The 13614-nt window shown below is 66.3% G+C and carries 13 protein-coding genes; 4 read left to right on the forward strand and 9 right to left on the reverse strand.

From position 1 onward, the window contains the following. Positions 1-30 precede the first annotated feature (30 nt). On the forward strand, positions 31-609 hold the full coding sequence (gene rsmD, locus IEV67_RS11565) for a 16S rRNA (guanine(966)-N(2))-methyltransferase RsmD (protein WP_188436712.1): 579 nt from the start codon (positions 31-33) through the stop codon (positions 607-609). Here rsmD and thiL read toward each other — a convergent pair. Next, positions 579-1574 carry a thiamine-phosphate kinase gene (thiL, locus tag IEV67_RS11570; protein WP_188436713.1) on the reverse strand — a complete coding sequence of 332 codons (996 nt, stop codon included), beginning with the start codon at positions 1572-1574 and terminating at the stop codon, positions 579-581. The two genes, rsmD and thiL, sit on opposite strands and share 31 nt — an antisense overlap. A gap of 23 nt (positions 1575-1597) precedes the next feature. On the opposite strand from thiL, the gene IEV67_RS11575 reads away from it, so the two are divergent. After that, entirely contained in the window at positions 1598-2116 is a 519-nt protein-coding gene (locus IEV67_RS11575) for a DUF3515 family protein (protein WP_188436714.1), read from the forward strand. A gap of 47 nt (positions 2117-2163) precedes the next feature. Here the strand turns inward: IEV67_RS11575 and IEV67_RS11580 are convergent, their stop codons facing one another. The 6 genes from IEV67_RS11580 to leuC form a co-directional block, all read right to left on the reverse strand. Beyond that, positions 2164-3252, reverse strand: coding sequence for a D-alanine--D-alanine ligase family protein (locus IEV67_RS11580; protein WP_188436715.1), 1089 nt, complete (start codon positions 3250-3252; stop codon positions 2164-2166). Continuing rightward, positions 3158-4291 (reverse strand): NAD(P)H-dependent glycerol-3-phosphate dehydrogenase, encoded by a 1134-nt coding sequence (locus IEV67_RS11585; RefSeq protein ID WP_188436716.1) that lies wholly within the window; start codon positions 4289-4291, stop codon positions 3158-3160. The genes IEV67_RS11580 and IEV67_RS11585 overlap by 95 nt, the downstream gene beginning before the upstream one ends. Further along, entirely contained in the window at positions 4281-5036 is a 756-nt protein-coding gene (locus IEV67_RS11590; protein ID WP_188436717.1) for a lysophospholipid acyltransferase family protein, read from the reverse strand. The genes IEV67_RS11585 and IEV67_RS11590 overlap by 11 nt, the downstream gene beginning before the upstream one ends. A 5-nt stretch (positions 5037-5041) precedes the next feature. Further along, positions 5042-6409 carry a UDP-N-acetylglucosamine 1-carboxyvinyltransferase gene (murA, locus tag IEV67_RS11595; protein WP_188436718.1) on the reverse strand — a complete coding sequence of 456 codons (1368 nt, stop codon included), beginning with the start codon at positions 6407-6409 and terminating at the stop codon, positions 5042-5044. A gap of 94 nt (positions 6410-6503) precedes the next feature. Further along, on the reverse strand, positions 6504-7100 hold the full coding sequence (gene leuD, locus IEV67_RS11600; RefSeq protein WP_188436719.1) for a 3-isopropylmalate dehydratase small subunit: 597 nt from the start codon (positions 7098-7100) through the stop codon (positions 6504-6506). Between the two features lie 2 nt (positions 7101-7102). After that, positions 7103-8563 (reverse strand): 3-isopropylmalate dehydratase large subunit, encoded by a 1461-nt coding sequence (leuC, locus tag IEV67_RS11605; RefSeq protein WP_188436720.1) that lies wholly within the window; start codon positions 8561-8563, stop codon positions 7103-7105. Positions 8564-8750: 187 nt separating this feature from the next. Here leuC and IEV67_RS11610 point away from each other — a divergent pair, with 187 nt between their 5' ends. Together IEV67_RS11610 and IEV67_RS11615 are read left to right on the forward strand one after the other, a co-directional pair. Beyond that, a complete protein-coding gene (locus IEV67_RS11610) occupies positions 8751-10061 on the forward strand; it encodes an O-acetylhomoserine aminocarboxypropyltransferase/cysteine synthase family protein (protein WP_188436721.1) in 1311 nt (436 codons plus the stop codon). Next, complete coding sequence (locus IEV67_RS11615) at positions 10058-11371, forward strand: LLM class flavin-dependent oxidoreductase (protein ID WP_188436722.1); 1314 nt, start codon at positions 10058-10060, stop codon at positions 11369-11371. Before IEV67_RS11610 ends, IEV67_RS11615 begins: the two co-directional genes overlap by 4 nt. Positions 11372-11382: 11 nt before the next feature. On the opposite strand, the gene IEV67_RS11620 is transcribed toward IEV67_RS11615, so the two are convergent. Then, entirely contained in the window at positions 11383-12375 is a 993-nt protein-coding gene (locus IEV67_RS11620) for a TerC/Alx family metal homeostasis membrane protein (RefSeq protein WP_188436723.1), read from the reverse strand. 145 nt (positions 12376-12520) lie between these two features. Beyond that, the gene (locus tag IEV67_RS11625) at positions 12521-13504 is read right to left on the reverse strand and encodes a TerC family protein (RefSeq protein ID WP_188436724.1); all 984 of its coding nucleotides are present in this window, start codon (positions 13502-13504) and stop codon (positions 12521-12523) included. Positions 13505-13614 lie beyond the last annotated feature (110 nt).

A 13614-nucleotide genomic window follows, 5' to 3' on the forward strand; every position in this document is an offset into this window, starting at 1 on the left:
GAACACCGCAGACAGCCATAGGCTGTTCAGGTGACGAGGATCATCGCCGGACAGGCACGCGGACTGCGCCTGGACGTGCCGGGCAGCGGCACCCGCCCTACCAGCGATCGCGTCCGCGAATCCCTCTTCGGCGCCCTGGAGTCCTCGGACGTCATCGTCGGCTCCAGAGTGCTCGACCTGTATGCCGGCTCCGGCGCACTGGGTCTCGAAGCGCTGAGTCGAGGCGCCGCGAGCGTGGATCTCGTCGAGCGCTCCCGACCGGCAGCCGCCATCGTGCGCCGCAACATCGGCACGGTCTCCCGGTCGTTGACCGATGCCACGGCGCGCGTGCATGAAGGCACGGTCATCGCCTTCCTCCGCCGCGCGACCGGTCCGTACGACCTGGTCTTCACCGATCCGCCCTACGACTTGGACGATCAGGCGATGACCGCCGATCTGATCGCTCTGGCCCCACTGCTTTCCGACGACGCGGTGGTGGTCATCGAGCGCGCCCGCCGTTCGACGCCACCCGACGTCGGCGCAGCCGGACTCGAGGTGTTCCGCGAGAAGGCGTACGGAGACACGGCGCTCTGGTGGGCTCAGCCGGCAGCCGAATCCCAGTCGCGGTAAGGATCCCAGCCCTCGATCGAGACCGGCGCGCCGTCGACCAGCACACCGTCCGTGCCACGCGCACGCACAGTGCCGATGACGCGGAAGCCGGACGGCAGGACGTCGGGCGGGAAGGTGGCGAGCAGGGCGTGATCCTCACCACCGGCAAGCGCCCGTTCCGGATTCTCGCCGAGTGATGCTCGGGAGAGGTCCAGAGTGACGTCGGATGCGGTGGCGAGACGCCCGGCGTCCAGGGCGAGGCCGTCCGAGATGTCCATCATCGAGGTCGCACCGGAGACGGATGCCATCACCCCGAGCCCGATCGGCGGTGCGGGGCGCAGCTGCGCGGCCAGTGCCGCGCGTTCGCCGGTCTCGAGTCGAGCGGGGTCGACGGCCACCGGGGTGTCGCCGTCACGGAATCGACCGAAGAGCACGGCGAGCCCGTGCGCGGCGTGCCCGAGCTCACCGGCCACTGCGACGACATCGCCAGGGCGCGCACCGGCCCTGGTGACGGCTTCCCGGCCCTCGAGGTCGCCGAGCGCGGTGACGGCGATCGTGAGCACATCGGACACCGTCAGATCTCCCCCGACGACAGCGCATCCGGGCGCGAGCGCTTCGCACGCTTCTCGAAATCCGTCGGCGAGCCGTTCCACGAACGAAAGGCGCAGATCGCGTGGGACAGCCAGTGCCACGAGCAGAGCGGTCGGGCGTGCTCCCATGGCGGCGATGTCGGCCAGGTTCACGGCCGCAGACTTCCACCCGAGGTCGTAGCCGCTCGACCAGGCGAGTCGGAAATCCGGTCCGTGCACCAGCGTGTCGGTCGTCGCGACGACCGAGCCCGAAGGCGTGCTGATCACCGCAGCATCGTCACCCGGTCCGAGGATCGTGTGCGAGGAGGAAGAGGTGCGAGCGAGGATGGCGCGCAGGATAGTGCCTTCCGACACGTCCCCGAGGCGCGGATCGTCGTCTGCTGAACGGGAGGGCATGGTGTCAAAGGTAGCCTGGAATCATGTCTCGTCGTCTTGCCGCAGCCGCCGTCGTCCTGCTCGGAGCGGCCCTCCTCGGCGGGTGCTCGACCACGGTGCACCTCGAGCCTGCAGACGACGCGAACAACCCGCTGTGCGCCGAGGTCTCCGTGGGGCTGCAGAACGTCGGGAGCCTCGCCGACAAGGATCGTCGTTGGACGGATGCGCAGGCGACAGGCGCGTGGGGCGACGAAGGCGCGGCATCCGCGATCATCCTGAGATGCGGCGTCGCCGTCCCCGCTCCGACGAGCGAACTGCAGTGCGTGACGCTCGAGGGCGTCGACTGGCTCGTCGACGCGTCGGAGACGCCGTTCCTGCGACTGACCACCTACGGCCGCGACCCGGCCGTTCAGCTGTACATCGATACCGGAGCGGTCAGCTCGAACGATGTGATCAGCACTCGTACGCTCGTCGGGGCGATCACCGCGATCCCCGCCGACGGGAAATGCACCGCACCGGATGAACTCGACGAAGACGCACAGGAGCTCCTGGAACTCGGCTGATCCTCAACGCCGCTGAGTCAACGTCACTGAGCCAACGCCGCCGAGTCTCAGCGCTGCATGCCGACTTCGACGAGTTCGGTGATGAGGTCGCTGTAGCTCAGTCCCGATGCGACCCAGCACTTCGGAAACATCGAGATCGGCGTGAAGCCCGGCATCGTGTTGAGCTCGTTGACGACGAGTTCGCCGTCGGGCGTGACGAAGAAGTCCACCCGCGCCAGGCCCTTGCCGTCGACCGCCTCGAATGCGCGCAGAGAGACTTCGCGCAGTCGCTCGATGAGCTCATCGTCGACATCTGCAGGGCACACGATGTCCACGCCGTCGCCGCCGAGGTACTTTCCCTCGAAGTCGTAGAAGCTGCGCGATGTGAGGACCACTTCGCCAGGAAGCGATGCCCGTGCCCCCTCGCCAGCACGACCGGCGAGCACGCCGACCTCGATCTCGCGACCGTCGACCTTCGACTCCACGAGCACCTTCTCGTCCTCGGCGAAGGCGATGCGCATCGCCTCGTCCAGCCCGTCGCCGTCGACGACTCGCGAAACCCCGACGCTCGATCCTGCGCTGGCGGGCTTGACGAACACGACCGGGCCGAGAGCTGCGATGTCGTCACGAAGCAGTGGGGCGTCAGCCTCCCACTGCGCACGGCGGATCGTGATGCCTGGCGACACGGCAATGCCGGCGGCGGACAGCGCGAGCTTCGTGAAGTGCTTGTCGAGGCAGATCGCCGAGTCGAGGATTCCGCAGCCCGCGTACGGCACCTCGAGCACATCGAAGAACCCCTGTATCGCGCCGTCTTCGCCGTGCAGCCCGTGAAGGAGCGGCAGCACCACGTCGATCTCACCCAGGCCCGTGACCGAGCCGTCGGCCCGAGTGACCCGCAGAGTCCGGTCTCCACCTGGCTCTGGCCACAGCACGCGCGTGCCGTTGTCATCTACCTCCGGGAGGTGCGCGGCATCCAGCGCGAACTTGTCCGGGCGGTCCTCCTCCAGGACGAACGCGCCCTCACGTGTGATCCCCACGGGGATCACGTCGTAGCGCTCGCGATCAATCGCGCGCAGCACTCCGCCCGCCGTCGCGGAACTGATGGAATGCTCGCTGGAACGCCCTCCGAAGAGCACCACCACCGTCTGCTTGTCCATGATTGGTTCTCTCCTCCTGGGGAGTGTCGTCGTCAGTCGTCAGGTGAGGCGCGATGTCACGCGGATTCATCGTCCCGTCGAGCACCATCTTCACCTGCTCGACGATGGGCATGTGCACACCGGAATCACGGGCCAGTTGCAGGATCGGAGCGACGGATGCCAGACCCTCTGCGGTCTGGTTCATCTGCTTGACGACGTCCTGGTAGCTGTACCCCTGGCCGAGCAGCCTGCCCGCGGTGTTGTTGCGGCTCAGCGGCGACTGGCATGTTGCGATCAGGTCACCGAGACCGGCAAGACCCTGCAGCGTCTCGGGCTGTGCGCCGTTCGCCACGGCGAAGTCGGTCATCTCGACCAGACCGCGGGTGATGATCGAGGCCTTCGTGTTCTCTCCGTAGCCGACGCCGTCGACGATGCCGATCGCCACGGCGATCAGGTTCTTCAGCACGCCGCCGAACTCGGTGCCGATCACGTCGGTGTTCACGAACGTGCGGAAGTAGGAATTGCGGGCCGCACGGGCGACCGTCTCTGCCGTCTCCTGGCTGAGCGAGGCGATCACGGCGGCGGTGGGCTGTTCGCGCGCGATCTCGAGCGCGAGGTTCGGTCCCGAAGCGACGGCGATCTGCGCGGGGTCGCAGCGCAGCTCCTGCTCGATCACCTGGCTCATGCGCAGGCCGCTCGAGCGCTCGACACCCTTCATCAGGCTGATGATGGGCAGCTCCCGACCGTCGAGCAGCGGACGCAGCGCCTTGAGGTTCTCTCGCAGCGACTGGCTCGGCACGGACAGGTAGACCTGATCCGCGCCGGCAAGCGCCGTCGACAGATCGTGCGTGGCCGTCATGGTGCGCGGGAGATTGATGCCGGGGAGGTACTTCGAGTTGCGCTTGCCCTCGGCGATCTCGAGAGCCTGCTCAGGCCGGCGGGCCCACATGGTGACCTGGGCGCCGCCGTCGGCGAGGATCTTGCCGAAGGTGGTCCCCCAGCTGCCGGATCCGATCACGGTGACGCGCGGACCTGCGGACGAAGAGCTCTTACGAGTCAAGGCGACCGGTCTCCTTCTGCCCGTGATCGGACGGGTTCCAGCGGGTCGCGGAGGCCTTCTCGTCGCGCAGCTCCTCGAGCAGTGCCGTGATCGCGTTCATCAGCCGATTGGTGGCCTCGTTGAGCGCCGACTGCTCGCCGGCTCGACCGGTCAGGTCTGAGATGTCGACAGGATCACCGATCAGCACCTGCACGCGCTTGCGCGGCGGCCAGAGGCTCAGCCCCTTCTGATAGCGACCCATGATGTGCTGCGTACCCCACTGCGCCACCGGAATGAGCGGGATGTCACCCGCGAGCGCGAGGCGCACGGCGCCGGACTTCCCCCGCATCGGCCAGAGCTCGGGGTCGCGGGTGAGGGTGCCTTCTGGATAGACGATCACGCCGCGCTGGTTCTCCACGAGAGCCCGCGATTGCATGATCGTCTGCTTCGCCGCGGCCGCGGACGTCGCGCGAGCGACCGGTACCATCCCGGTCTTGCGCATGAGCCAGCCGAGAACCGGAACTCGGAACAGGCTCTCCTTCGCCATGAAGCGGGGCGCGCGCCCCAGCCGCCACACCGCCGCTGCGACGATGAGCGGATCGAACTCCGAGTAGTGGTTCGGCGCGAGCACGAAGGCGCCCTCGGCTGGCAGCTTCTCCTTGTTGCGGATCTCGATCTTGGCGAGGTATCCGACAGCGGGCACCACGATCGCCGCGAGCGGCCAGAACGGGCTCGGGCGGGACTTCTCGGATGACCGGGAGCCCATCGGCGTCACCGGACGACGTCGAAGTCGGCGCCGAGGGCGTCGAGCTTGGCCAGGAACTTCTCGTATCCGCGGCTGAGAATGTCGACACCGGATACCTGCGACTGGCCCTCCGCCGTGAGCGCGGCGATCACGTGGCTGTATCCACCGCGAAGATCGGGGACGACGATGTCGGCGGAGTGCAGTGGCGTCGGCCCGGTGATGACCGCTGCCTGCTCGAGCTCCCGACGCGGCACGCGACGCGGCCCGTTCTGCAGCCCGTGCGGGTGAACGACGATGTCGGCGCCCATCTTGACCAGTGCATCCGTGAAGCCGAAGCGGTTCTCGTAGACCGTCTCGTGGACGATCGAGCGGCCCTCCGCCTGCGTGAGCGCGACGATGAGGGGCTGCTGCCAGTCCGTCATGAAGCCGGGGTGCACGTCGGTCTCGATGACGACCGGCTGAAGCTCGCCACCGCGACGGAAGAGGATGCCGTCCTCCTTCACGTCGAACCAGCCACCCGCCTTGCGGAACACGTTGAGGAAGGTGAGCATCTCCTGCTGCTTGGCGCCGCCGACGAAGATCTCGCCGTCGGTTGCGAGTGCGGCAGACGCCCAGGACGCGGCCTCGTTGCGGTCGAAGATCGAGCGGTGGTCGTAGCCGCGCAGCGTCTCCACGCCCTCGATGAGGATCACACGGTTCGGCTCGTAGGAGATGATCGCGCCCATCTTCTGCAGCACGGCGATCAGGTCCATGATCTCGGGCTCGATGGCCGCGTTGCGCAGCTCTGTCGTGCCCTCGGCGCGCACGGCGGTCAACAGCACCTGCTCGGTGGCACCCACACTCGGGTACGGCAGATGGATGTTCGCGCCGTGCAGGCGGCCACCCTGCGTGGACAGGCGGATGCCGCTGGGCAGCTTCTCGACGACCGCACCGAACTTGCGGAGCGCGTCGAGGTGGAAGTCGATCGGGCGGTCGCCGATGCGGCAGCCGCCGAGATCGGGGATGAACGCCTGGCCGAGGCGATGCAGCAGAGGTCCGCAGAACAGGATCGGAATGCGCGAGGCACCGGCGTGAGCGTCGATCTCCTCCATGTGCGCGGATTCCACGTCACTGGGGTCGAAGACCAGCGAGCCGACCTCGTCGCCTTCACTGACGCGGACGCCGTGCACTTCGAGCAGCGAGCGCACGACGGCGACATCGCTGATGCCGGGCACGTCGCGCAGGATGCTGGTGTCCTCGCCGAGGAGGGATGCGACCATCGCCTTCGTGGCGAGGTTCTTCGCCCCCTTCACATCGACACGGCCGCGCAGCGGCCTTCCACCTCGGATTGCCAGCACGTCTCCGGTCAAAGCAGGAACTCCCTCTGGAAGGTCAGCGCGCACGGTTGTCGTCATTCGAGGAGCCTCACTTCATGGTCATGGACGCGGCGCCAGCCGCCGGAGCGGATGCTCCAGGCTCACGGTGTGCTCGGTGCCAGCGGACTGTATGTCAGCGAACAGGGAGCGTACGTGGCCGCCACGACTCGCGGCGGGCCTCGAACTGCGCGATCTTGTCTTCGTTGCGCAGCGTGAGCCCGATGTCATCGAGCCCTTCGAGGAGCCGCCATCTAGTGTAATCGTCGATCTCGATGGCGGCTCGGAGGTCGCCGACAGCGGCGGTGCGCGCCTCGAGATCCACCGTGATCTCGACGCCCGGATTCGCGTCGATCTCGGCCCAGATCCGCTCGAGATCCGGTTCCGAGATGGTCGCTGCGAGCAGTCCCTGCTTGCCGGAGTTGCCGCGGAAGATGTCACCGAAACGTGTGCTCAGTATGACCTTGAAACCGAAATCTCTCAGCGCCCACACCGCGTGCTCCCGGCTGGATCCAGTGCCGAAATCCGGGCCGGCCACCAACACGGAGGCGCCCTGGAAAGCAGGCTGGTTCAGCACGAACTCCGGGTCCTGACGCCAGGCGTGGAAGAGCGCGTCCTCGAAGCCGGTCTTCGTCACCCGCTTCAGGAACACGGCGGGGATGATCTGGTCGGTGTCGACGTTCGAGCGTTTCAGCGGGGCCGCGATGCCGGTCTGGGTGGTGAACTTCTCCATGATCAGGCTCCTACCAGCTCTCGCGCGGGTTCCAGGTCGCTCGGGCTCGACAGTGTGCCGCGCACGGCCGTCGCTGCGGCGACCAGTGGCGAGACGAGGTGGGTGCGGCCACCCTTGCCCTGACGCCCCTCGAAGTTGCGGTTCGACGTCGATGCGCAGCGCTCCCCCGGCGACAGCTGATCCGGGTTCATGCCGAGGCACATCGAGCACCCCGCGAAACGCCACTCAGCACCGAAGTCCTTGACGATCTGATCGATGCCCTCGGCCTCGGCCTCCAGGCGCACGCGAGCAGAGCCGGGGACGACCATGACGCGCACGCCGTCGGCCTTCTTGCGTCCCTTGATGACGGAAGCGAACGCCCGCAGATCCTCGATGCGGCTGTTCGTGCACGACCCCATGAAGACGGCATCCACCGGCACCTCCTTGAGAGGCGTTCCTGGTGTGAGATCCATGTACTGCAGCGCGCGCTCGGCGGCGACGCGCTCGTTGGGATCCGCGATGTCGGCAGGGTTCGGCACCGACGAGGAGAGGGAGCTGCCCTGGCCGGGGTTCGTGCCCCAGGTCACGAACGGCTCGAGCTCGTTCGCATCGATCAGCACCTCCGCGTCGAACGTCGCGCCGTCGTCGGTGGGGAGCGTGCGCCAGTAGGCCACAGCGTCTTCCCAGTCCTCTCCCTGCGGAGCGTGCGGCTTGTCCTTGACGTAGGCGAAGGTCGTCTCATCGGGTGCGACCATGCCGGCACGGGCTCCGGCCTCGATCGACATGTTGCAGATCGTCATCCGCCCCTCCATCGAGAGGGCGCGGATCGCGCTACCACGGAACTCGAGCACGTAGCCCTGCCCGCCGCCGGTGCCGATCTTCGCGATCACGGCGAGGATGATGTCCTTCGCGCTCACACCGGACTTCAGGTCGCCCTCGACCGTGATCGCCATCGTCTTGAACGGCTTCAGGGGCAGGGTCTGCGTCGCCATGACATGCTCGACCTCGCTGGTGCCGATGCCGAACGCCATGGCGCCGAACGCGCCGTGCGTCGAGGTGTGCGAGTCGCCGCACACGACAGTGATGCCCGGCATCGTGAGGCCGAGCTGTGGTCCGACCACGTGCACGATGCCCTGCTCCGCGTCGCCAAGGGAGTGGATGCGGACACCGAACTCCTCGGCGTTGCGCCGAAGCGTCTCGATCTGGGTGCGGCTGGTGAGATCGGCGATCGGCTTGTCGATCTCGAGCGTCGGCGTGTTGTGGTCCTCGGTCGCGATCGTCAGGTCGACCCTGCGCAGCGGCCTGTCTTCGGCGCGCAGGCCGTCGAAAGCCTGAGGGCTGGTCACCTCGTGCACCAGGTGCAGGTCGATGTAGATCAGGTCGGGCTCGCCGTTCTCGCCCTTCACGACGAGATGGTCATCCCAGACCTTCTCGGCGAGCGTACGGGGGCGAGCGGATGCGGTGTCGACTGCAGGGGTGTTCATGTCATGTCTCCTGAGGATGGCGATGAGGCCCGCAAAGGACTCCGCGACGAGGAGGGGCTCAGAACGAGAACTCGTCGCGGCCGCTAAGAAGGAGCACGCACCGCATGTCGTCAGATTACCACCGCTTCACAGGTCGACGGTCCCCCGTGACAGGCTACGAGGCACCCGGTTGATCGAGAGGTAGCGCATGTCCGCTGAGCCCGCCCATTTCACCACCCGCGCCCTGCATGCGGCCAGAGTGCGCGAGACGGCGTCTGCGCGAGCCACGCCGATCTACCTCACGGCGGGGTTCGAGTTCGACGACTTCGACCACGCGGCGGAGCACTTCGGGACCGGTGCCGGCTTCGGATACACACGTACCGGAAATCCCACCGTGCGCGCTGTGGAGCGTCAACTCGCCGAACTCGAGTCCGGCGCTGATGCCGTCATGGTCGCGAGCGGGCAGGCCGCGGTATCCACCGCGCTCCTCACGGTCTCCGGCGCTGGCGACCACATCGTCTCATCCGCGCACATCTATGAGGGCACCAGAGGACTGCTGCTCGACAACCTCGCGCGGCTCGGCATCGAGGCGACCTTCGTCGACGACATCGCCGATCCGGATGCCTGGCGCGCAGCCGTTCGCCCGAACACGCGCGCATTCTTCGCCGAGTCGATCGCGAACGCGCGAAACGACGTGCTCGACATCGCTGCGGTGAGCCGGGTCGCCGATGACGCGGCCGTACCGCTGATCGTGGACAACACCCTGGCGACTCCGTATCTCGTTCGCCCGCTGGAGCACGGTGCATCGATCGTCGTGCACTCCGCATCGAAGTTCCTCGCCGGTCACGGCTCCGTGCTGGGCGGGGTCCTCGTCGACAGCGGGCGCTTCGATGCGGCGCGCACCGGGCACAACGCCCCTCATCTCGTATTACCAGGCCGTGGCGGTCTGCCCAGTATCGCCGCTCGCCACGGCGGCAATGCGCGCATCGCATACGCGCGCGAATCGGTGGCTCCGCGCTTCGGCGCTTCACCCTCGCCGCTCAACGCGTTCCTCATCGGCCAGGGTGCGGAGACGCTCGGTCTGCGCGTGCAGCGTCAGTCGCAGAACGCACTGGAGGTCGCCCGCTGGCTCGCAGCGCAGGATGCTGTGGAGTCAGTGGACTACGCGGGGCTTCCCAGCCATCCGGACCACGCGACCGCCGCACGATATCTGCAGAACGGCTTCGGTTCTGTCTTCACCTTCACACTGCGCGGCGGACTCGACGCAGCCAGAGGCTTCGTCGAGGGCGTTCGTCTTTTCACCCATATGACCCATATCGGAGACGTCCGGTCTCTCGTGCTGCATCCGGCGACCACAAGCCATGCGCTGCGCACCGTCGAGGAACGGAGCCGGCTCGGCGTCCATCCAGGCACTCTGCGCCTGTCCATCGGCATCGAGGAGGTCGCAGACCTCATCGGTGATCTCGCGCAGGTGCTCCTCACGCTCGATGAGACGGCACCCACCGAGGCGGTCGCATGACCAGGCCGCAGCACTTCGGCTGGTTCCTCGCACGCGGGTTCGGCCCCCAGGGGTGGGGCTATGCGTCCCTCGACTGGGACTACGACTGGACGCGGCCGGAGATCTATCAGGAAGCAGCCCGCACACTCGAACAGGCCGGCTTCGACCTCGTGATCATCGAGGACGCTCCCTCCCTCGGATCCCCCGAGACGATCGACCTGCGGGTGCGACACGCGTTCGGCGGCCCCAAGCACGATCCTCTGCTCCTGGCCCCCTATCTGTTCCAGGCGACGCGGCATCTGGGCATCGTGCCCACCGTGAATCCGGCCGGGCTCCTCCCCTACACCGCCGCGCGCCAGTTCTCGACGCTGCAGCATCTCAGCGGACATCGCCTGGGGTTGAACGTCGTGACAGACACCGGAAGCGCACGCCATTTCTCCGATGCGCCGACGCTCGACCACGATGGCGCATATGACAGGGCAGAGGAATGGCTGGACGGCATCCGCTCGCTCTGGCGCAGCTGGGAAGACGGCGCACTGGTCGCCGACACAGGAACAGACGTCTACGCCGATGGATCACGGCTGCATGCCATAAGGCATCGTGGCGAGCATTTCGCATTCGACGGACCACTCAATGCTCTGCCGTTCACGGATGGCGAGCCGGCCATCGTCTCGCCAGGCGGGTCAGGCCGCGGCCTCGGCTTCGCCGGAGCCAATTCAGATGTCCAACTCGCTCTCGCTCCGCTGGACGAAGCGTCCGTTCGGGCATACCGCGCGAAGATCCATCAGGCGGCCGTCGACGCCGGGCGACGTCCTGCAGACATCAAGATCCTGTTCGCGATCCAGCCTGTGATCACCAGTTCGGCGGACGAGGCGGAGCGGATCGTCGCAGCATCCGCACACCCGGACGACGCAGCCCTCCAGCAGATCGCCCGAAAGCAGTCCAGCGACCTGGAGACAGACCTCACGTCGCTCGATCTCGACTGCCCTCTGGATCCCGCAGTGTTCGGTGCGCACGTCTCACAGGGCAGCATCCGACGCCTGCTCGGAGATCGCGGACCCGAGGCTCCATTGCGTGCACATCTCACAGCCCTGGCCCGCGCCGGCCGGATCTCCGACCGCACCGGATTCGTCGGCACCGCCGAAGAGTTCGCCGACCTCATCGAGGAGCTGGGCGAGTGGGGCAACGACGGCGTGCTGCTGTGGGGCGATTTCCACCCGGTGACGCTGCACCGCACGCTCGACGAGCTCGTACCAGTGCTACGGCGGCGCGGAATCCTCCGGCGGGAATATGCCGCCGGAGGACTGCAGGAGAATCTGCGCGCGTTCTGACGCGCGGCGCGTCACTCGGTGATCGCGATCCGCTTCTTCTCACGCGACGACGAGATCAGGCTCGCCACGGTGGCGACGGCCATCGACGCGAAGATCACTCCGAGCGACACCCAGTTGTTGATGTCGGGCGCCCACTCGATCGGGTGGCCGCCGTTGATGAACGGCAACTCGTTCTCGTGCATCGCGTGCAGGATGAGCTTGACGCCGATGAAGCCGAGGATGAACGCGACGCCGTAGTGCAGGTACTTGAGCTTCTCGAGCAGATCGCCGAGCAGGAAGTAGAGCTGGCGCAGACCCATCAGCGCGAACAGGTTCGCGGTGAAGACGATGAACGGATCCTGGGTGACGCCGAAGATCGCGGGGATCGAGTCGACGGCGAACATCAGGTCGGTCACGCCGAGCGAGACGAAGACGATCAGCATCGGCGTCCAGATCTTCTTGCCGTTCACGACGGTGCGGATCTTCGACCCGTCGTAGTCGTCGCTGATGTCGATTCCACGGCGCAGCATCCGGATGATGAAGTTCTCGGTCTGCTGGTCATCCTCATGCTTGTCCGGCATGGCTTGGCGGATGGCGGTGAAGACGAGGAAGGCACCGAACAGGTAGAAGATCGGGCTGAGATGCTCGACCGCTGCGCCCACGATGAGGATGAACACCGCCCGCAGGATCAGCGCGATGATGATTCCCACCATCAGCGCCTCCTGCTGATAACGACGAGGCACCGAGAACTGCGTCATGATCAGCACGAACACGAACAGGTTGTCGATGGAGAGGCTGTACTCCATCGCCCAACCGGTGAGGAAGTCCAGCGAGGTCTTCGCGTCCCCGACGAAGAACAGCACAGCAGCGAAGATCAGCGCGAGCGTCACGTAGAAGGCGACCCATAGGCTCGATTCCCTCGTGGAGGGGATATGCGGACGCTTCAGGATGAGAAGCAGGTCGGCGATGAGGATGACGGTCAGGACCACAAGGGATGTGATCTCGAACCACACAGGGATGTTCAAGGGTGCTCAGCACCTTTCGAGAGGGTCGGGAAAAGGCCGAAAGTCTCTCCCCCGCAGGATATGCGGCCCGTGTCCGGAGCGACGCTGTCGTCGCTCGTGCTGACGAACACGGAGATTCGGGATACTCCCTCTCGCGGATTCGATGCTAGCGGACGTTCTCCGAAACCGCGGACTTCCTGGTCTTGAACAGACTCGCCGCCGTCGCCACGGCGATGGTCAGGGCGATGAAGAGCAGCGAGAACCAGATCGGGATCTCGGGTGCCCACAGCATCGGCTCGCCGCCGTTGATGAAGGGCAGTTCGTTCACGTGCATCGCGTGCAGGACGAGCTTCACGCCGATGAACGCCAGGATGACTGCGAGGCCCTGGGCGAGGTAGACCAGCCGCTCCAGGAGCCCTCCGACGAGGAAGAACAGCTGACGCAGCCCCATGAGCGCGAACGCGTTGGCAGTGAAGACGATGTACGCCTCCTCGGTCAGACCGTATATCGCCGGAATCGAGTCCACCGCGAACACGAGGTCGATGAAGCCGATGGCGATGATCGTCAGCAGCATCGGCGTGACGAATCGACGGCCGTCGATGCGAACGGTGAGCCGATCGCCGTGGTACTCGTCCGTGATGGGGAGGTGCCGCCGCACGAAGCGCATGAAGCGGCCCTGAGAGGGGTCGTGGTCAGCGGACACGAACGCCTGACGATAGGCGAGGACGAGAAGGAGGGCACCGAACAGGTAGAACACCCAGGAGAAATTCTCGATCAGAGCGGCTCCGACCGCGATGAAGCCACCGCGCAGGATGAGCGCGATGACGATGCCGATCATCAGCACCTTCTGCTGGAACTTCTTCGGCACCGCGAACGCGGTCATCACGATGAGGAACACGAAGAGGTTGTCGATCGAGAGGGCTTTCTCAGTGAGATAGCCGGCGAAGTACTCGCCTCCGTATGTCCACCCGGAGGTGAAGCCGACGCCTACGCCGAACAGCACGGCCAGTCCGATGTAGAACGCCGACCAGCGTGCCGATTCCCCGAGTGTCGGCTCGTGGGGTTTGCGCACGTGCGCGAAGAACTCGTAGACGAAGAAGGCGATCGTGACGGCGATCGTGATCGCCCAGACAAGCGGCGTTATATTCAAAAGGGTGCTCCAGACGTGGCGTGATCAACGCCAAGGTCTTATCCATCCCGTGAAAGGGACCGAAGGCCCGGAATGCGACATGCATCCGTACTGACGAGCCGACCGTGCCG

Origin of the sequence: Microbacterium murale (assembly GCF_014635185.1) — a bacterium.
In the GTDB taxonomy this organism is placed as follows: domain Bacteria; phylum Actinomycetota; class Actinomycetes; order Actinomycetales; family Microbacteriaceae; genus Microbacterium; species Microbacterium murale.